Origin of the sequence: Paenibacillus sp. FSL F4-0097 (genome assembly GCF_038593125.1) — a bacterium.
Taxonomy (GTDB): domain Bacteria; phylum Bacillota; class Bacilli; order Paenibacillales; family Paenibacillaceae; genus Paenibacillus_AQ; species Paenibacillus_AQ odorifer.
The window spans coordinates 631,240-650,546 of record NZ_CP151965.1 but is presented as its reverse complement, the minus strand read 5'-3'; the positions used below and the strand labels follow the sequence as shown (position 1 = coordinate 650,546).

Genomic DNA, 19,307 nt, shown 5'->3' with positions numbered 1-19,307 from the left:
GGCTGAAATTCTTATCCTTTCAAAGACTGAAATCAAAAAAACCTTCGTTTTTACCGTATTTAAAAAATTGTTTGATTTTTAATAATTAAAAGTGTGCTCATTGTGACAAATCACATGTTCTTCATTCGCTCTTTCACGTATTCTAAGGTTATCTCAAGGTTCGTTGCACAGGTAACCCGTGCACTAATGACTATTGATTGCAAACTGTGCGATGAGTTCACACATGATTAACGATAGAGGGTGGAGAAGCATGATACAATCTTACGAACGTGATACGCAATTAACACTACATTTGTACCGGGTATTTGCCAAATCTTTTAAGAGCATTAATGAACATGCTGTTACCGGCAGCAAAATTGAAGGTTTTAATCCGACTGCCTTTGCCGTTATGGAAGTGTTGTACTATAAGGGACCACAACCCATTCAACAAATTGGCGCCAAGCTGCTGCTGCAAAGCGGCAACGTTACTTACGTAATCGATAAGCTTGAGGAACGCGGCTATTTGCAGCGTAAGCCTTGTCCGAGCGACCGCCGTGTGATTTTTGCGGAGCTGACTACGGAAGGTGAACGTCTCATGAATGAGATGTATCCGAAATATTCGGAACGCCTGCATCTTGCTTTCAGCGGTCTGAATGATGATGAGAAGGAACAAATGATTGTTCTCCTCAAAAAGATGGGTCTACAAGCTGAGAAGCTATCCCCTCTTCCCCGTAAGTAAGAGTCCCTTGTTTATGTGTTACAGACAAGCTGTTATTGATTTCTGTTAATGTTAAAAAGAAAACCAATAGGCGATTCTCCGATTTATTTGAGAATCGCCTATTGGTTTTTTTGTTCTGCGCCGGCTTACTTGAGCAGATGATCGGTAAGTCGATGCCGAAGACGGACTTTGAGGTCCGCTTTTGGCAACCCTCGGATCATAGTCATCCTTATTCGGCAGGACTTGCAAGCACGCTTCCGATTGGGCGTCCCTTTCAGCTGACCGTTACTATCGCTCTCGGTAAAATTCACTTTTGATGTAACTCGCTATATTTTCAGCGCCGGATCTTGATGAACCTGAGCAGTAACTTAGGGAATAACTGCATTCTATACAGCTATTTCGTATGCAAATCCGCTCATTCTAACTTTAAGTGTATTCTGTACAATTAAAAACCAGACAAACCACCCCTAGGCGAGTAAATCAAGAAAATAGGTGTACTAAATACAGCTATATCCATTGAAAAAGTTACCAGCAGGATTATAGTTGTACGAAATACAACTAAACGCGTCTATCCACTGCTTCCATCGACTCTCTACTCTAGAGGTTACATCAATCTGGCGTGCCACCGTCCGTTATTCCGTGCGTGATTCCATGTGCTACTCCGTCCGTTAGTCCATGTGTCTCTCCATGCGTCATTCTATGTGTCACTCCGTACGCCACTCCAAGAGTCAATTCGTATGGTTCAACCACTTTAACACGCTATCTACCTAATAAGTTATGCCTTTTTCAAGGACGATGTAGCATCCTCTACTGAAGGCACACCCTTGCGCAAACCCCAGGATATTATCAGCGACAAAACAGCGAAAACTGCCATTACGATAAATAATGAATGAAGACCACCTTCAAGGGCATCACGCAGACTATTTGATACTTCCCCAGACAGGTTAGTTCCTGCATGCGATCCAAGCAGCTTATTAATATCATCCCCTGAGATGTTCGAATCCGGTTGTTTTCTTAACAGCTTATCAATATTCAAGTTCAGCCAGGAACCAAAAATAGCCACCCCAACAGTCTGTCCTAAAGAACGCGTGAACGCATTAAGCGCTGTAGATGCTCCCCGTTGCTCATACGCAACAGAGGACTGCGCAATAATCGTAAAGACTGTAGAAGAATACCCAAAGCCAACTCCACAGACCAGCATCAAGCATAAAAGCAGCAGCTGTGAAGACTCACCTGTTAAGAAAGCCAGGCCAATAGCCCCGGCAGCGATCATAATCAACCCAAGCATTGCGGTTCGACGCGAACCCGCTTTTAGAATCATCCGCCCTCCGGCGATCGAACCAAACATCCAGCCTACCGACATCGGCGCCAATAGCAAACCTGAGATGGCGGCGCTTTTTCCGGATACACCCTGCACCCATAATGGCACATACGTAGAAAGCCCAATAATTAATGTGCTTACCAGCAGGTTAGCGCCAGTAGACACCGCTATGTTGCGGTTCGAGAATAGACCCAGCGGCAACATAGGTTCAGGAGCACGACGCTCCACAAAGAAAAATAAGACTAGCAGGATAACAGCCACACTTAGAGTTGCGATTAGCAGTGGGGATGTCCACTCCAGATTCTGTCCACCTGTGGAGAGACCGAAGAGCAATGCGCCCATACCAGCAGCGAACAGCAGCACCCCTGCCACATCAATTTGTGCTTTCCGACGTACCTTCTCTTCCTTCAGATAACGGGCAATAAATACCATTGCTAATAAACCGAATGGCAGATTAAAAACAAATACCCAGCGCCAGCTTAGGTAATCTACTACATATCCCCCAAGAAGAGGACCTACCAAAGAGGAAATCCCCCATACAGAGCTAAGTAATCCTTGTGTCTTCGCTCTCTCCTCGATACTGTAAATATCCCCGATGATGGTAAAGGTCATTGGAATGAGCGCACCCGCACCAATCCCCTGTATTGCCCGGAACAGGATCAGCTGCTCCATACTTTGCGAAATACCGCATAATAACGAGCCTAATAAAAAAACAGCTGCTCCCCACATGAACACCGGCTTGCGTCCAAAGAGATCACTGATTTTGCCGAAAATAGGAGTAGTAATAGCCATTGCCAGCAAATAAGAAGTGAATATCCAGCTAAGCCACTGCATTCCCTGAAATTCACCTACGATAGCTGGACCCGCTGGTCCTGTTACCGTTCCTTCAATCGCAGCTAGAAAGGTAGCTAGCAGCACCCCTATCAGTATTAATTTACGTTCTAAATCCCCTGTTGACTTCAATGTTCCAAACCCTCTCTTTATGTAATAAAATCATTCCCATTCCCCACGTAGAAGCGCATGTAGGGTCACATCCTGAAAGCCGGAAGGTGTCTGGCGATATTGACGCAGTATACCTTCCTTCTGAAAGCCGAGCGTTTGAACCAGCCTCTCCGCACGATTATTATCAGGATGACACAGCGCTTCTATCCGATTCAGCCCCATCCTATTAAAGCCGAAGTCGAGCACTAAACCAAGCGCTTCTTTCATATATCCAAGTCCCCAAAAGGCAGGCGCCAGATCGCAGCCAATTTCCCCGCGGTAAGCTCCCTGCAACTGCCAATAGTTATAACCGCAGCTCCCTATAACTTCACCTTCGGGTCCTACAATACTCCAGCGCAAGCTCTCCTCTTCCTGAGCCATCTGTAATAAAAAAGCAATCAGTTGCTTAGTCTCTTCTATAGAGGATAATGCTGGAGCCCCCAGCCAGCGGGTGACCTCTGGATGAGACCAGATCTGATATAATGCTGAAGCATGCTCAGTAGTCATAGCGCACAGCTTCAATCTACTGCCGACCAGTGTGGGTATCACTCCATTGCAGATATACAAATCTCTGCCCCCCTTCAACTTATCAATTATACATCATTCAAGAGTATATCCTTAAGATAAAAGTTCTAAATTCTTTAACATTGAAAAGAACAAATTCTACGCGTTAACATAAAAAGACGTCTGCATCAGGGGGCATACACTCCCTTAATACAGACGCTTTTTATTAAACTTAACTACAATGATTTCATTACGCTTCATGAATAACTTCACTGCATAACACCTGAAGTTTGGCTCGAATATCCTTGAACTCTTCAATTCCAGTCCCCGTAATACTGTACCCTTCGGTATGGGCAGTCAGAAAGTTGTCCAGTGTCAGCTTTTCCAATTCCTGTTTCACTTCGCGTTCTCCTACACGATACCCCAGATCTTCAAGTCCGAGCAGCATCTCTGAGATCGTCACATCTTTATCCCGTGCACAATAAAGCATATGAATTCCTATGAACAAGTTCTGTACATCAGCGCGCATATTCCACCTCTTCCGGCTATATAGCCTTCGGTATTTATACTAGCATTACCCTCTGACCGATCCTCGGAAACATTATTGTGGCTGTTGCGCATTTCATGGACTTCAAGGAACATTCCATATTGTTACAGATTGGTATTGTCGCTTGACGTATCATGTCTAGCTGTACTATGTTGATAATTACAGTTATGAGTTCATATTTGAATTTAAAGTACAGGAAGGTGATGCTTCATGTTTCAAGCTATGCCTTACGATGGAACACGCAACGAGCAGTTTGAAGCGGTTCTAATCCAACTAGAAGCATTAGTAAAGGACGAACCAAGTGCTACGGCCAACCTGGCCAATGCTTCGGCACTGCTTAAACACGCTATGCCGGATACGAATTGGGCCGGTTTTTATTTATTTGATGGCAAGGAGCTTGTGCTCGGACCTTTCCAAGGTCTTCCTGCCTGCATCCGCATCCCGTTGTCTCGTGGAGTCTGCGGAACGGCTGCTGCGGAACGACGCACGCTAGTAGTTGGAGATGTCCATGCATTCCCGGGACATATCGCCTGTGACGCCGCTTCAAACAGCGAAATTGTTGTCCCGCTGATCAAGGATGATCGTTTGCTTGGCGTACTCGATATCGACAGTCCGCTGAAAGATCGTTTTGATGATGAGGAACGCCGGTTCCTGGAGCGGTTCGCTGCCCTGGTATCGGAAGTTATCTAAAGCAGCTCTGCCTTATAAAGCATAAGAAATAGGCTGTCTCATTTGTAGGAATCTCCTACTTATAAGACAGCCTAATCTTGTTGAGCCTATAGCCGTACCGGACTGATATTCCAAATCTCCGCGGCGTAGCGGCTAATCGTATTATCGCTAGAGAATTTACCGGAATGACCAATATTTATAATAGACTTCTTCAGCCATTCCTGACGGTTGCGGTATGCCCGGTCAATCTCGACATGAGTCTCGACATAACTTGCGAAATCCTTAAGCACAAAGAATTCATCGTTATTATCCAAAAGAGAATGGAAAATGGTCTCAAACTCCGCACCATGACAGCATATAGGTCCCGGATTAACCAACTGATCCAATACTTCCTTCACACGACTATCCCCATTGTAGATATCACGTGCGTGATAGCCGCCATGCTGATAATAATCCATTACCTGCTCAGCGCGAAGACCGAACAGGAACATATTGTTGTCCCCTACCATCTCATGCATTTCCACGTTAGCGCCGTCCATCGTACCTACGGTCAATGCACCGTTCATCATAAACTTCATATTCCCCGTACCGGAGGCCTCTTTACTCGCTGTAGAGATCTGTTCACTAATATCCGCAGCAGGAATGATTTTCTCGGCCAAAGATACCGAATAATTCTCAAGGAAAAAGATACGAATCTTGCCTCTAACATCCGGATCTTTGTTGACAGCCTCTGCCACAGTATTGATCAGCTTGATAATTCGCTTCGCCAAATGATAGCTTGGTGCCGCCTTTGCTCCGAATATAAACGTGCGCGGTACCATATCCATCGAAGGATTATCTTTGATTTGGTTGTACATATGCAGAATATGCAAAATATTAAGCAGCTGCCGCTTATAAGCATGCAGGCGCTTCACCTGAACATCAAAGATAGAGTCGGGGTCTACATGTACTGAATGCTTGCTGTAGATGTATTCAGCCAACTTGAGCTTATTCCGCCGTTTAATGCTGGCCACTTGTTCTTGGAAGGAAGCATCCTCACAATATTTAATCAAGCCAATCATCTCTTGCGGATGGCTCATCCAGCGGGTTCCTATCGATTGATTGATTAGGTTAGCCAGATCCGGATTGGCATGCATCAGCCAACGCCGGTGAGTAATCCCATTCGTCTTATTATTGAAGCGGTGCGGGTACATTTCATTAAAGAGCCGCATTTCGCGTTTCATCAATATTTCTGTATGCAGCGCCGCTACCCCATTGACACTATGGCTCGCCACAATCGCCAGATGGGCCATGCGAACCTGATCGTCATGAATAATCGCCATCTGTGAAATCCGGTCCTGATCACCGGGATAACGGCTCATCAGCTCGCCGCAGAAGCGGGCATTGATCTCTTCAATAATAAGAAAAATACGTGGAAGCAAGTCCCTGACCATTTGAATAGGCCATTTCTCCAGCGCTTCGCTCAAGATTGTATGATTAGTATAGGACACCATACGAGTTGTAATACTCCACGCCTCATCCCATCCTAATCCATGTACATCCATCAGAATCCGCAGCAATTCAGGGATTACAAGCGTCGGATGTGTATCATTGATATGAAGTGCAACCTTGTCGGGCAGCGATTGTATAGGGAGTCCAAGCTTTCCAAAGGTTCGCAGAATACTTTGCAGGCCAGCACTGCAGAGGAAGTATTGCTGCTTCAACCGCAACAGCTTGCCTTCGTATTGTGAATCATCCGGATACAGAAACTCCGAGATGGATTCTACGGAACGCTTATATTCCAGGAATTTATGATAGTCTGAACCCGCAAAAGAGCCAAATGTTCTCGCTGGCTGGGTGATGGACTCCGCACTCCAGTTGCGCAGTGTATTCACATGCCGCCGATCTGCACCAATGATAGGCACATCATACGGAACTGCACGAACGGCCTCATATTGACTATGCTCAAAGATAAGCCGCCCGTTCTCCTCGCGAGTCTCAATCACGCCCCAGAACCTTACTTCTACCTGCTTGTCTTCACGACGCACTTCCCATACATTATCATTTTGCAGCCAGTAATCGGGCAGTTCCACCTGATACCCGTCAACGATTTTCTGCTCGAACAAGCCGTATTTATAACGTATACCGCAACCATGCCCCGCATATTGCAGGGAGGCCAGTGAATCCAAGAAACAAGCAGCTAGACGTCCAAGTCCTCCATTGCCAAGCCCAGCGTCGGCTTCTACCTCCTCAATATCCTGCAGCGAGAAACCAAGATCGGCCAATCCCTCACGCACGACCTCCAGCACGCCCATATTCAGCAGATTGTTCCCCAGAAGTCTTCCGATCAGAAACTCCATAGAAAAATAGTATACCTGCTTATCCTTATCCGTCTTGTACTTTTGATTGGTATCCGCCCAATTTTTCCCGGCATTCTCGCGAATCATGTTGCCTAATATTTTATAGACATCAGCATTCGAGGCTTCCTCCAAAGGTTTGCCCAATTTACTGATGAGCGTCTCGCGAAACACCTGTTTGAAAGTTTCTTTATCGTTAAACAACAGCAGGTTCCTCCTGACAAAAGCTTTTTTTAGGGATGCATTAGACTATGCCTGTAGATCAGATAGGTTATACTGTTTCGTTTCATCTAATCCAGTTGGTTTATATTTTGCTGCTCTTGGCGATCACAAATGGACGTTTACTATCCCCGACGAGAATTCGATTCTTACTTAAATGTACGTCCTTATCCATGATCACATTCTCAATAACAGCATCTTCCTCTATAATGCACTTCTGCATAATAACAGAGTTGATGATCTTCGCTCCTTTACGTACCTGAACCCCACGAAAGATCACGCTGTTCTCCACCGTTCCAGCTATAATGCAGCCGTTAGCCACCAGTGAATTGCTGACATTTGCACTCTCTAAATATCGGGTAGGAGCCTCATATTTAATCTTCGTCTGCACGGGACTTTCTTTGAACAGACTAAAGTAATTCTCCTGCTGAAGCAGCTCCAGACTATTCTTATAATAGCTTTCCAATGAATTAATTACGGCATGATAGCCATGATACTCATAAGCAGCGATTTTGAATTTATGGCGGTTTTTCTGAATCACATCACGGAAAAAATAACTCTCACCATGTGCAATGCAATGTTCCACCTGCTCCAGGAACAGTTTTTTCTCCATAATGAAGATATCGAGATATAAATTGGGATGATCCTTCTCATGATGGATATTGGTCACATTATTCTCTTCGTCCACTTCAATACGCTGGCATAACTCATGTTCTGGCTGCAACTGCTCTATTTTTTTGTATACTACTGTAACGTCGGCACCCTTCTCCAAATGATAGCTGTACAAGTCCTGGAGATCGATAGTATTAATATGCTGGCTACCGGAAAACACAATATATTTAGCAGATCCCCGTTTAAAAAGATCCAGATTATTATGATAATGCTGAAGGTCGCCAAGAGAAGTATCGGTGGGATCATTCCAGTCCGGAGGCAAAATAAATAGTCCCCCATGCTTGCGATTCATATCCCAAGATTTCCCGTCACCCAAATGGTCCATTAAAGAACGGTATTTACGGCGAACAAACAGGCCCACACTCTCCAGATCCGCACGCATCATATTGGAAAGCACAAAATCTATCAACCGATAACGACTGGCAAAAGGTACGGCTGCACCACAGCGGAAATAAGTGAGTTCATTTAGTTTATCGAGTTCATGATCCAGATTAATTACACCCATGAGTTGCTTCATCGGAATCCACCGTCCTCTTATAATTTATAAGAAAGTATAAGTTTCACTATATACTTTATCCTTATAAATCTCGCATAAACGCTTACCGTCCCTAGAAGGACGCCGAAGGCGTTTTAGCTTGATTATATGGTTTTGGCCACAGCTGATTTACGTTTCTTGCTTTTATTGTCGATCAGCAGAATTTCGTTCTCGTTCTCCCGCTCGATGCCTATTTCCATATAATCGTCGATTACCGTATTCTCACTAATAATCGCTTTATGAATGCGTACGTTCTTACCAATCTTAACCTTAGGCATAATTACGGAGTCCGTAATCACACTGCCTTCACCTACTTCTACGCCATAAAAAAGAACCGAGTGCTTCACTTCACCATGCACAATGCAGCCTTCATTAATAATGCATCCTGACACTTTCGCCCCAGGTGCGACATATTGGGCAGGTTGATTCGGATTGCGTGTAAATATGCGCCAGCTGGGATCATTTAGATTAAGCGGTGGATTATCGCTCAGTAAATCCATATTCGCTTCCCACAGGCTTGCTACCGTACCAACGTCTCTCCAATACCCTTCAAAAGGGTACGCAAATAAAGAGTTCCCGTCTTCCAGCATCAAAGGAATGATATCTTTACCAAAATCGTGAGATGATCCTATATTCTCTCCGTCCTCCAGTAAATGCTTGCGGAGAATTTCCCATTTAAAGATGTACACACCCATAGAAGCTAGCGTGCTTTTTGGCTGTGCAGGCTTTTCCTCAAATTCGTAAATTTTCAGATCGTCCTCCGTATTTAAGATTCCAAATCGACTTGCTTCCTCCAGCGGAACGTCAATCACAGAAATCGTGCAATCTGCGTTTCTCTCCTTGTGGTATTGCAACATAGCATGATAATCCATTTTATAAATGTGATCACCGGATAGAATAAGGACATGCTCGGGGTCGAACTGATCTACAAATTTAAGATTTCGATAAATCGCATCGGCTGTTCCCCGATACCAGCTGCTTCCATTCTCACGTTCATGCGGTGGCAATACGAATACTCCACCATTCTTACGGTTCAAATCCCAATCACTGCCTACTCCGATGTAAGAATGTAGTATAAGTGGCTCATACTGTGTCAATACACCGACAGTATCAATACCCGAATTGGAGCAGTTACTTAAAGGAAAGTCGATGATCCGATAAGTGCCCCCAAAATAGACAGCGGGCTTGGCAAGCGATTTGGTTAAACCTTTCAATCTTTTGCCTTGGCCTCCAGCCAATAGCATGGCTACCATTTCTTTTTTCTTCATGGAAAAGCCTCCCTTGACTTATGGGTAATATAAAGTTCAGCAAACCTAGGATGAATGAACAGAATTCCAGAAAGAAGTGAATTAGAAAAGAAATACACCAGAAAGAAATGAGCCTTGATAGGAAGATGACAAAGTTGAAAAAACGAGGAAGGAAATTTTACACGTTCGGATGATCTAACCTAAAATAGGGAGAGCATTCTCCAAAATCAGGAGATTATCCTTATTGTAAAGTGTTCTATATTCTTCGTCAAAACCCTTTATCGCAATTCCGAAAATCCGGAATTTTTAACCCTGTTTGTCATTAAACACGTTAATATTCCTTATAACTAGATTAACCAATTTAAAGCCATGTGAAAGAAATTCACTCATTTATTCTAGAAAAAGAATCATCCGGTCTTCAGCAAACATTCAACCGGATATGGCATAATGAAGCTATCTATCACCGATTTGGAGGAACCTATGATGAAAGCAGTACAAGGAGTTCGACTTCTGCTCGTAGATGATGAGCCTCATATATTACAGTTCCTGGAGCTGGGTCTCCTTAACGAAGGTTTTGAAGTACGAACCGCGTCGGACGGGCTAAGCGCCATTTCAATTGCAGCTGAATTCAAGCCCCATGTAGCTATCCTGGATGTTATGATGCCGGGTATGGATGGATTCGAGGTATGTCACTATCTGCGCTCGGAAGAGACAGAGGTAGCTGTCATCATGCTTACTGCTAAAGACGAAGTGGATGATCGCGTAAAGGGACTTTCTATTGGTGCTGACGACTATATGGTCAAGCCCTTCAGCTTTGATGAATTACTAGCGCGGATCCAAGCGCGGCTGCGGAATCAGTTTCCGGGGCTGCTAGGCGAGGTCCGCTGCGGTCCTTTCCGAATTGACAGCCGGCGAAAGGAAATTCGCTTCAGGGAAGAAGTACTTGAGCTCTCCCCTACGGAATACGAGTTATTGCAGTATCTCGTTATCAATCACGGCCTTGTACTCAGCAAGCCTATGATTCTTGATAAAGTGTGGGGCTATGATTTTGGCGGTGAGGAAAATATCGTTGAGGTCTATATCCGTTCGCTTCGTGAGAAGCTCGGAGATAAGGAGCACCGTATTATCCGTACCCTGCGGGGCGCAGGCTACCGGGTGGATCTATGAGCACTCCCATCTTCAGATGGCTTCGCAGACTACCTGCACCACGTTCCCTGCGTAAACAGCTGCTTGCCACATCGCTGCTCATTCTATCAGGATTGCTGCTGCTAATTGGAGTTTTACAATATATCCTTATGCGAGATTTTATATACAGCAATAGAGCGGAGTCTATGGAAGCGCAAATACGTTCTGTCCCCCGTGAGATGTTTTTCAACTTTTTTAATTCCTATGACGAGGACACCACAGGTATAAATGACACGAACAACGAGTTTAACAGCAATTTCCCGATGGAAAGAGAAGACATGAATAAAATGCCAAGTGGGCTGCGAACTGGCGAGAACCGGCGCCCGCTTCTGCTTGATGCCCATACAACTCTCGCCATGTACAGCTCGGATGGCACCTTCAGGGATTTACAGCAATTGACCCTCTCAGATATAGCAGCACCCAGGCTGACCAATGAGCAATACGATGCGCTGCTGATTCACACCACAGATAGGGCAACAGGAAATTACAAGCTCATCCAAGCTGAAGACGGCACTGAACATCTAGCCATATTCATGAATCTTTATAGGCCTGGAAATACTAGATTGCTGCTGCAAATGAGTGTGAGCACGGGGCCATTAACGGATGTGATTATGCAGCAGCTGCTGATCTACGCAGGTTTGTCAGTGATTGCTTTATTGACTGGATTATTCCTATACTTGCCGGCCCTGCGAAAGACGTTAGTTCCTCTTTCTAATATGGGAGAATCGGCTGAGATCATTAATGCCGGTAATTTGGACATTCGGTTTCCAGTTGACCAAGGACAGGCCGAGATCGACAAGCTTGCTCATTCATTCAATGGTATGCTCGAACGTCTCGAAATATCCTTTCATAATGAACGGGAGGCCAAGGAGCAGATGCGCAGGTTCGCTGCCGATGCTTCTCATGAGCTTAGAACTCCGCTTACCTCAATACACGGTTTTCTTGAGGTCTTGCTGCGGGGCGCCGCCGATAATAAAGAACAGTTATATAACTCGTTGCGAAGCATGCATGGTGAATCGAAACGGATCAATAAGCTGGTCGAGGATCTGCTACTGCTCGCTCGAATGGATGGAGCTCCACAGCTGCAGATGACTGACCTGATTCTCAGCGAGGTAATTCACGAAATGAAGCCGCATCTGCTTTTGCTCGCAGATCAACGTAAAGTTACTTTTGATATCTCCTATGGCATCCGTGGTAAATATGATCCCTATAAGCTCAAGCAGGTGATTCTGAATCTGTTCCACAATGCAGTTCAGCATACCGATGCCGCGGCAGGCAGCATTCATCTCTCTTTACAAGCCGCAGGAAATCAGGCTCTCTTAAGCGTGCGGGATAATGGCTGCGGAATTCCCGCAGAGCATATCCCACATATCTTTGATCGATTCTACCGCAGTGACTCCTCTCGCACACGTAAATATGGAGGATCAGGTTTAGGCCTCTCTATCACAAAATCTATTGTCGAGGCGCATCACGGCAAGATTAGTGTAAATAGCACCGTCGGCGAGGGGACAACATTTACGGTCAGCCTGCCTTGTGAGGAAGGATTAGCCAAGGAACAGTAACAACCGTTATAATTAAGAGGAACTGGAGCATCGCTCCACAAAACTTAAGCGTATGCTTTCGTTGCCAGTTTTGCTATGTAGTCCATTCTAAGGAGCATCGCTCCACAAAACTTTTAGGAGGTAAATACATGTACGAAATCGCCGTAATTGGCGCCGGTCCTGCCGGTGCAAGCGCAGCCCTGTTCGCCGCCAAGGCGGGCAAAAAAACGCTGCTGATCGACAACGATAAGGGCATGACCCGCAGAGGTTGGTTTGAGAACTTTTATGGAATTTCCGAAGTAGGTGGTCCTGAGCTGGTCGAAACCGGCCATAAGCAAGCCGTTAAATTTGGCGCTGAGCTGGTTTCCGAACAGGCTATCAACCTCACCTCCAGCGGCAATGGTTTTGTCATTGAAACTGAAGATGGAATTATCTATGAAGCAAAACATGTCATTCTCGCCACAGGCGCCCTTACAGATCTAGCTGCCAAAGCTGGCGTAGAGACTAAGGATGGTACAGAGCCAAGAATCAAAACTGTAGTAGCCGTTGATGCTGAAGGCAAAACGAATATCGCAGGTATTTGGGCTGCTGGTACTGTTGCTGGAGTAAGTGTACATGCCATTATTACCGCAGGCGATGGTGCGAAGGTAGCTATTAATGTAATTAGCGAGTTAAATGGCGCGCGTTACGTTGATCATGATGTGTTGAAAGCTTAATCTTCAGTACTCAAATCATAATCCGGAGGATGATTCTTAGGAATCGGTCTTCCGGATTTTTTCGTCACCAAGGAGAACCAAGTTACGAGATTTTAAAATAACTGCACTTGATGCAGCTATTTCAAACAATAACACCCACACGGCTGTTTTAAGTGTATTTTATGCAACTAAAAACAGGCTAAATGAGCATTATAGCTAAGATGTGAAGATATAGATGTATCAAGTGCAACTAAATCGATTTGCAGCTGTCCCCCCATACTTTTAATTGTATAAAGTACACCTATTTGCTCGTCCCTCACCTGCCCATTGAACACCACACGCAAAAAAACTGCTTCAAAACCTCATGCCACCGCCGAAGCCGATGTTATGATCATTTGAAACAGTTCCTCTCCCTCAACTGTGTATACTCCGATGCAAGGAGTCCACTTCTTCTTCTCTTCCCTTAAGACTAGCACCCAGCTCCTGCAAATACGGAACCAATAATGGGCGCAAATCCTCCCGCATCAAACCTACCTCCAGCGTGGCCTTAATGTAACCGAATTTATCACCAATATCATAACGCTTGCCGATTAAATCGAGCGCCAGCAATCCTTCATGCCGGCATACCTCGTGCAAAGCATCCGTCAGTTGATATTCACCGCCCGCTCCACGTTCGAGGTTAGCCAGCACTGTGAATATCGAAGGCTCCAAAATATATCGCCCCATAATGGCATACTCTGAAGGAGCTGTTTCAGGCGAGGGCTTCTCTACCAATCCTTTTACTTCATGAACTCCATTTAGTGAGCCGCTGGAGGAGATAATCCCATATTTGTTAACCTCCTGCCGTGGCACATGCTGCACACCGACGATGGTCTGCTCCTCTTGCTCATACAATCTCATCATCTGCAACAGCGCCGGGTCCTCCGAGACCATGATATCGTCACCAAGCAGAACAGCAAAAGGTTCATCACCGATAAATTGTTCCGCACAAAGGATGGCATGGCCTAGTCCCAGCGGCTCCTTTTGCCTAATGTAATGGATGCTCGCTAGCTCACTAATTAGCTGGACTTCACGAAGTAGATCCTCTTTCCCTTTTTCCAGAAGCGTCTGCTCCAGCTCCACCGATTTATCAAAATGATCTTCAATCGACTTCTTATTACGGCCGGTCACGATGATAATACTTTCAATACCAGACCGAACGGCTTCCTCTACGATATATTGAATCGCTGGTTTATCCACAATGGGCAGCATTTCTTTTGGCTGAGCCTTAGTTGCAGGCAGGAAACGAGTGCCTAAGCCCGCGGCGGGAATGACAGCTTTTCTAATCTTCATCAGGAATCCCTCCCTTGCAGTTTATTTACGGAGATGGGTCACAGGGTGCTCACGAACATTCTTTTGCTGCCCCTTACCTTCATAGAACTCTTGGACAATATAAAGCGGACGTCCCTTAGTTTCATCATAAATCCGGCCGATATACTCACCTAGTATTCCTAGCATAATGAGTACGAAGCCATTAAAGGTCAGCGTAATTCCAATCATCGAAGCCCAGCCCTTAACAACTGAGTCTGTAAAAATTACCAGGTACAATACATACATAAGATACAGAAAACCAGAAGCCGACAGCAGTGCGCCCAAATATCCTGCCAGCTTCAGCGGCTTATAAGAAAAGGAGGTGATTCCGTCCAAAGAGAGCTTGATCATACGTTTTAGTGGATATTTTGTTTCCCCCGCCAGACGTTCATCCCGTTCATATTCAATCGCCTTCTGACGGAAACCAACCCAGCTGACCAGTCCGCGTACGAAACGGTTTTTCTCCGGTAGACGTTTGAGCTCTTCGCAAACCCTACGATCTATGAGCCGAAAATCACCTGTATCCACAGGGATAGAAATATCGGTTGAATAACGCAGAATTCTATAAAACAGGCTGGCCGTCCACTTTTTGAATAAGGATTCACCGTTTCGCTTCACCCGTTTAGCATATACAACTTCATACCCCTTCTTCCATTCTGCAATCATGTCCAAGATCAATTCAGGCGGGTCTTGCAAATCAGCATCAATAATGACAACTGCATCCCCAAGGGCATAGTCCATTCCGGCAGTAATAGCGATCTGATGTCCAAAGTTACGTGACAAATCGATCAGCTTCACACTCTCATCCCAATAGCTATATTCCTCGATCATCTGGGCACAGTTGTCTGTGCTGCCGTCATTCACGAAGATCAGCTCATATACTTCCTCCGTCATTGCCATCACTTTTTTAATACGACGATACGTTTCCTGAATGACTGCCTCTTCATTAAACATCGGTATAATAATGGAATAGCGCACGTTGATACTCATGAGCAGCTCCTCCTTTAATTTGAATGCTGAAGCGTGCCTGCAAATGTATTAGCACGCTTCGTATCCTAAAACACTGAACTAGTTAACTGTAACTTTGTATAACGTTCCGCTGTTGCCAGCGTCGTTTCCTGCCCAATCCGCTGCTGGAACCTCTGTGCCATTGTCGGTAATCCAGGTAGATAGCGTAGAATTCCCTCCACGTCCACCACCCATACCGCCGCTGCTCAGCAGGAAGTATTTCACCTTGCCACTCTCTACTAACGCCTTTAGGGTATCTGTGGTATATACTGTGTCCGAATTGGAAAAACCGTTCAGAATAACAACCGATGCCCCCTTATCGACGATATAAGGAGCTGCTGTGCCATAATCCAATACGGCAAACAGATAAGGCTCCCCAGTATTATTTTCCTCCAGATAGGACAGCAGACTCTCATTCGCACTTGTGGCGCTATTACGCCCAAAGTTGCTAGAATTGCCGCCCATTCCTCCTCTGCCCTCACTGCTCCCTGGTCCTGCTTCAGGGGTTTGGCTATTCAGGCCATAAGTAATTGGGGTAGCTGCCCAGTAGAGCGGGCCAATTAACAATACTAGTACAGCGACAATACTTGCCGAGAAAACAAATGGCTTCTGCTTGCCTTTAAGAACGACCAGCACCAAAGAAACAACTATACCGGCAGCCAGAATGCCAATCGACCAGCCCCTGCCAATCGTATCGTCATAAGGATGAATAATGTACCATTGAAAAACTGCTGTAACCAGCGTCGCAACTGGCAATAGCCATGACAGCCAACCAGAGTGCTCGCGATACAGACTCCAGAGCTTTGACCAGCCTGCACCGACCAGCGCGGCTATCGGCGGAGCCATCATCACCAGATAATATTGATGGAAGAATCCCGCAATACTGAAGAATCCCATCACCGGCACCAGCCATGCTAACCAGAATAGAGCTTCTTTATGCCCTTGCGTAAAGTTCCTTCTCCGCAGATTAGCGAATAATCCAATACAACCAAACAATACAAAAGGCAACATCCAGCTTGCCTGACCTGACAGCTCTGATTGGAACAGGCGCAGTGGACCTGCGGTTCCAGTATTGAACATTCCACCTCCGCCGCCATTCATGCCGCCGCGTTGTCTTTGGCCCCCACCTTCACCACCAAATTGCCGGTTTTGATTATCTGTTCCACCGCCGGGTGGTTGCCCTGGTGAACCTCCATCATCGGCGCCATTTTGACCGTCTGAGGTTGAATTTATGCCTTGCCGACCCGAAAATGCTCCACGTCCGCTATCCGTACCATTTTCAGCATCTGCCCCGTTCATAGCGGGTCTTTCACCGTTCATAGCTGGCATCTCGCCATTCATGTTCGGCATCTCACCACCATTCATTGAAGGCATTCCACCTCCGCCACCACCTGTCCCCCGATCACCCGTCAATCGCGCGACACCATTATAACCAAAGGCAAGATTGAGCACGGAGTTAGTACCGCTGCTGCCGATATAAGGTCGTTTACTAGCGGGAATCGAATCCACTATCACTGCCCAGGATAACGAGACCACGAGTAATATAGCTGTCGAGGCCGCTAATACTCCAGCTTTTCGCTTCCAGTTCACTTTCGCAGCCAAGACATAAAAGAGATAAAAAGCCGGCAAAACCATATAAGCCTGCAGCATCTTCTCATTAAACCCAACACCGATTAAAGCGAATGCGGCAAGGAGACTGCCCAGCTTATTACTCTTCGTTCCTTTAAATAAAAACCAAACCGCCAACAGTAACGTGAATACTAACAAAGCATCAATGTTATTCGTCCGGCTAACAGCCGCCGCTACTGGAGTTGTTACCATGGCCAGCGCTGCTAAACGTGCTGCTGCTTTACCAAAGGTAGGTTTAACCAGAAGGTATACGAGCAACACGGAGCCCACGCCCCCAAGCGCCTGAGGTAAAATTACACTCCAGCCATGCAGCCCGAAAATGAGTGCGCTAAGAGTCTGAATCCAAAAGGTGACCGGTGGTTTATCCACCGTGACTGAACCTGCAGAGTCGAGTGAAGCGAAGAAGAAATTATGAAAGTTTTGCAGCATACTTCCCACGGCAGTGGTGTAGTATGTATTCACATAGTGGTCATTCCAAACTCCATAACCGTACAAAAAAGCAGCGAGTATTAAAATGAGCCACAGTATAAGATCCGAGCTTATTTTTCTAGCAAAACTCATCTCCATTTCACTCCTATCCCTTGATCATTCTATATGCCGGCAGTTCTGTAACTCCGGCCCAAGCTTTCCGTAGGTGTATTATTTCATCCATACCTTAACTCTCAATGAGTGCAAGCTGAATGTTTGCTGAATAAATGAGGCTGCCAGAACGCAAAAAAGACCCCACAATGTGGAGCCTTTCGGTACTCTTTTCAATCCAAACTATGTTATTCCATCTTGCCTATGGCAACAAGCTTATTCACCGTGTTCCAGTTGCGTGCGGTAATGGGCATCCCGAGTATTTTGTCAAAAGGGACTTTAAAAAGCGGCGATTGGCTCACACTGACCTCATATAATATATACATCTCTCTGCCGACAAAACGCACCTTATCCGGTCCATTCTCATAAGTGCGCAGTTTATCCAATGCTTCCGCTGAAGGCTCGGCTGGTAAAAAAGTAACATACCATCTTTTGAATTCCTCTGGCTCGGAGAGCTGAAAGGGATCGTTAGCGATCACGTTCTCCATCTCCGCTAAAGTACGGATAATAACAGAGACCTCGAATCCAAAAACCTCATGAATCTGACGTTCAATGACTCCGCTAAGCAGGCTCACCGAACCTTCATCACTCTCAAATACGACATTTCCGCTCTGAATATACGTTCGTACATTTGCAAATCCAAGAGTCTGAAAAATCGCCTTCAGGTCCAGCATTTTAATAATTTTGTTCCCGCCGACGTTAATTCCACGCAGCAGCGCTATATAGGTAGTCATAGAATACGCCTCCGTTTTGTGCCATGATCAGCTTACCTCTGCGGCTAAGGTGTGTAGACGTTTACGAACTTCTTTTACCAGCAGCTCCTTCTCTGGAGGCGAAAGCCCCTCCACCAGACGCGCGGCCGCGATCGGCAAAATCCAGCGGTCTACGTCCTCATAAGTGTGTCCTGATAATCTGAGATACTCTTGAATGTATCCCTTAGTTAATCTTTTTCTTATAAAACCTAACATTAATTTGGAGAAGGCAGAAGCTCCCGGAGGCATAGCTCCCAAACTGAACATCACTACGGAACGCGCAGCATCTCCAGCAGGTTCTCCCACTACACCCGTCATCCAGTCGATCACCCAGAGCTGTTCATCCATAAGCACATTGTCGGGATGAAAATCCCCATGACATAAACGAGTGCCTTCCGGCAGCTTCTCCAGATACTTCAAAATGACGGATTTTTCCTCTTCGCTCAGCATAGGGGCAACCATGATCTGACTTTTCAGCATATCCTTTTGCTGGCCGATTTCCTCTGTAGTTTCAAGCTTATGCAAATCACAATGAAGCCCCGCCATCAGCCTGGCATATTGGGTAACTTTCCAAGGCTTCTCACCCATCACCTTTAGTAAAGAGGGACCCTGAATTTGTTGAAAAACGATACCTTGTCGATTCTGTTCAGTAATAAGCTCAAAAGGCTGAGGGGTCCGAACACCCCGCGCATGTACAAACCGGCTGATTTTATATTCCCGGCTGACGTGTTGCTCTGCTATATCCTCCCGGTACAATTTAAGAATCCTCTGATCGTCATGTTGCCAGATCTCCGCTGTTCTGCCTTCCCCAACAAGCTTCGCCTTCATTCGGTATCCTCC

The 19,307-nt window shown here is 45.8% G+C and carries 17 protein-coding genes; 6 read left to right on the top strand and 11 right to left on the bottom strand.

The window, feature by feature from the left end; genetic code table 11:
• Positions 1 to 250 precede the first annotated feature (250 nt).
• Both MHH86_RS02885 and MHH86_RS02880 read left to right on the top strand, forming a co-directional pair.
• Positions 251 to 718 (top strand): MarR family transcriptional regulator, encoded by a 468-nt coding sequence (locus tag MHH86_RS02885; protein ID WP_036676802.1) that lies wholly within the window; start codon positions 251 to 253, stop codon positions 716 to 718.
• Positions 719 to 753: 35 nt separating this feature from the next.
• A complete protein-coding gene (locus MHH86_RS02880) occupies positions 754 to 1,014 on the top strand; it encodes a hypothetical protein (RefSeq protein WP_143760482.1) in 261 nt (86 codons plus the stop codon).
• A gap of 458 nt (positions 1,015 to 1,472) precedes the next feature.
• On the opposite strand, the gene MHH86_RS02875 is transcribed toward MHH86_RS02880, so the two are convergent.
• The 3 genes from MHH86_RS02875 to MHH86_RS02865 form a co-directional block, all read right to left on the bottom strand.
• Entirely contained in the window at positions 1,473 to 2,981 is a 1,509-nt protein-coding gene (locus MHH86_RS02875) for an MDR family MFS transporter (protein ID WP_076101386.1), read from the bottom strand.
• A 30-nt stretch (positions 2,982 to 3,011) separates the two neighbouring features.
• Entirely contained in the window at positions 3,012 to 3,566 is a 555-nt protein-coding gene (locus MHH86_RS02870; protein ID WP_076105960.1) for a GNAT family protein, read from the bottom strand.
• 187 nt (positions 3,567 to 3,753) lie between these two features.
• Positions 3,754 to 4,032, bottom strand: coding sequence for a hypothetical protein (locus MHH86_RS02865; RefSeq protein WP_326047095.1), 279 nt, complete (start codon positions 4,030 to 4,032; stop codon positions 3,754 to 3,756).
• A gap of 228 nt (positions 4,033 to 4,260) precedes the next feature.
• Here MHH86_RS02865 and MHH86_RS02860 point away from each other — a divergent pair, with 228 nt between their 5' ends.
• Positions 4,261 to 4,740: a GAF domain-containing protein gene (locus tag MHH86_RS02860; protein WP_036676791.1), complete on the top strand. Its 480-nt coding sequence runs from the start codon at positions 4,261 to 4,263 to the stop codon at positions 4,738 to 4,740.
• Between the two features lie 86 nt (positions 4,741 to 4,826).
• On the opposite strand, the gene MHH86_RS02855 is transcribed toward MHH86_RS02860, so the two are convergent.
• The 3 genes from MHH86_RS02855 to MHH86_RS02845 form a co-directional block, all read right to left on the bottom strand.
• Positions 4,827 to 7,259, bottom strand: a complete 2,433-nt coding sequence (locus MHH86_RS02855; RefSeq protein WP_038568597.1) for a glycogen/starch/alpha-glucan phosphorylase — start codon at positions 7,257 to 7,259, stop codon at positions 4,827 to 4,829.
• Positions 7,260 to 7,359: 100 nt separating this feature from the next.
• Positions 7,360 to 8,463 (bottom strand): glucose-1-phosphate adenylyltransferase subunit GlgD, encoded by a 1,104-nt coding sequence (gene glgD, locus MHH86_RS02850; protein WP_036676786.1) that lies wholly within the window; start codon positions 8,461 to 8,463, stop codon positions 7,360 to 7,362.
• A gap of 122 nt (positions 8,464 to 8,585) precedes the next feature.
• The gene (locus MHH86_RS02845) at positions 8,586 to 9,749 is read right to left on the bottom strand and encodes a glucose-1-phosphate adenylyltransferase (protein WP_038568594.1); all 1,164 of its coding nucleotides are present in this window, start codon (positions 9,747 to 9,749) and stop codon (positions 8,586 to 8,588) included.
• Positions 9,750 to 10,211: 462 nt separating this feature from the next.
• Here MHH86_RS02845 and MHH86_RS02840 point away from each other — a divergent pair, with 462 nt between their 5' ends.
• The 3 genes from MHH86_RS02840 (at position 10,212) to MHH86_RS02830 (ending at position 13,170) form a co-directional block, all read left to right on the top strand.
• Entirely contained in the window at positions 10,212 to 10,895 is a 684-nt protein-coding gene (locus MHH86_RS02840; RefSeq protein ID WP_038568592.1) for a response regulator transcription factor, read from the top strand.
• On the top strand, positions 10,892 to 12,475 hold the full coding sequence (locus tag MHH86_RS02835) for a HAMP domain-containing sensor histidine kinase (protein ID WP_076141868.1): 1,584 nt from the start codon (positions 10,892 to 10,894) through the stop codon (positions 12,473 to 12,475). Before MHH86_RS02840 ends, MHH86_RS02835 begins: the two co-directional genes overlap by 4 nt.
• Before the next feature lie 128 nt (positions 12,476 to 12,603).
• Positions 12,604 to 13,170, top strand: coding sequence for an FAD-dependent oxidoreductase (locus MHH86_RS02830; protein ID WP_036676776.1), 567 nt, complete (start codon positions 12,604 to 12,606; stop codon positions 13,168 to 13,170).
• 393 nt (positions 13,171 to 13,563) lie between these two features.
• Here MHH86_RS02830 and galU read toward each other — a convergent pair whose 3' ends face one another.
• The 5 genes from galU to MHH86_RS02805 form a co-directional block, all read right to left on the bottom strand.
• The gene (gene galU, locus MHH86_RS02825) at positions 13,564 to 14,484 is read right to left on the bottom strand and encodes a UTP--glucose-1-phosphate uridylyltransferase GalU (RefSeq protein ID WP_342479776.1); all 921 of its coding nucleotides are present in this window, start codon (positions 14,482 to 14,484) and stop codon (positions 13,564 to 13,566) included.
• 18 nt (positions 14,485 to 14,502) lie between these two features.
• Positions 14,503 to 15,489 (bottom strand): glycosyltransferase family 2 protein, encoded by a 987-nt coding sequence (locus MHH86_RS02820; protein ID WP_036676773.1) that lies wholly within the window; start codon positions 15,487 to 15,489, stop codon positions 14,503 to 14,505.
• Between the two features lie 78 nt (positions 15,490 to 15,567).
• Positions 15,568 to 17,697, bottom strand: coding sequence for a glycosyltransferase family 39 protein (locus MHH86_RS02815; RefSeq protein WP_342479626.1), 2,130 nt, complete (start codon positions 17,695 to 17,697; stop codon positions 15,568 to 15,570).
• Positions 17,698 to 17,903: 206 nt separating this feature from the next.
• A complete protein-coding gene (locus MHH86_RS02810) occupies positions 17,904 to 18,449 on the bottom strand; it encodes a DUF1697 domain-containing protein (protein ID WP_342479625.1) in 546 nt (181 codons plus the stop codon).
• Between the two features lie 27 nt (positions 18,450 to 18,476).
• Complete coding sequence (locus tag MHH86_RS02805) at positions 18,477 to 19,295, bottom strand: aminoglycoside phosphotransferase family protein (RefSeq protein WP_038568584.1); 819 nt, start codon at positions 19,293 to 19,295, stop codon at positions 18,477 to 18,479.
• Between the last annotated feature and the right edge of the window lie 12 nt (positions 19,296 to 19,307).

Coding starts and splice junctions, on each gene's coding strand:
- glgD (WP_036676786.1), bottom strand. CDS start 8,463: ATGAAGCAACTCATGGGTGTAATTAATCTGGATCATGAACTCGATAAA.
- MHH86_RS02860 (WP_036676791.1), top strand. CDS start 4,261: ATGTTTCAAGCTATGCCTTACGATGGAACACGCAACGAGCAGTTTGAA.
- MHH86_RS02865 (WP_326047095.1), bottom strand. CDS start 4,032: ATGCGCGCTGATGTACAGAACTTGTTCATAGGAATTCATATGCTTTAT.
- MHH86_RS02840 (WP_038568592.1), top strand. CDS start 10,212: ATGAAAGCAGTACAAGGAGTTCGACTTCTGCTCGTAGATGATGAGCCT.
- MHH86_RS02830 (WP_036676776.1), top strand. CDS start 12,604: ATGTACGAAATCGCCGTAATTGGCGCCGGTCCTGCCGGTGCAAGCGCA.
- MHH86_RS02835 (WP_076141868.1), top strand. CDS start 10,892: ATGAGCACTCCCATCTTCAGATGGCTTCGCAGACTACCTGCACCACGT.
- MHH86_RS02810 (WP_342479625.1), bottom strand. CDS start 18,449: ATGACTACCTATATAGCGCTGCTGCGTGGAATTAACGTCGGCGGGAAC.
- MHH86_RS02845 (WP_038568594.1), bottom strand. CDS start 9,749: ATGAAGAAAAAAGAAATGGTAGCCATGCTATTGGCTGGAGGCCAAGGC.
- MHH86_RS02805 (WP_038568584.1), bottom strand. CDS start 19,295: ATGAAGGCGAAGCTTGTTGGGGAAGGCAGAACAGCGGAGATCTGGCAA.
- MHH86_RS02820 (WP_036676773.1), bottom strand. CDS start 15,489: ATGAGTATCAACGTGCGCTATTCCATTATTATACCGATGTTTAATGAA.
- MHH86_RS02815 (WP_342479626.1), bottom strand. CDS start 17,697: ATGAGTTTTGCTAGAAAAATAAGCTCGGATCTTATACTGTGGCTCATT.
- MHH86_RS02885 (WP_036676802.1), top strand. CDS start 251: ATGATACAATCTTACGAACGTGATACGCAATTAACACTACATTTGTAC.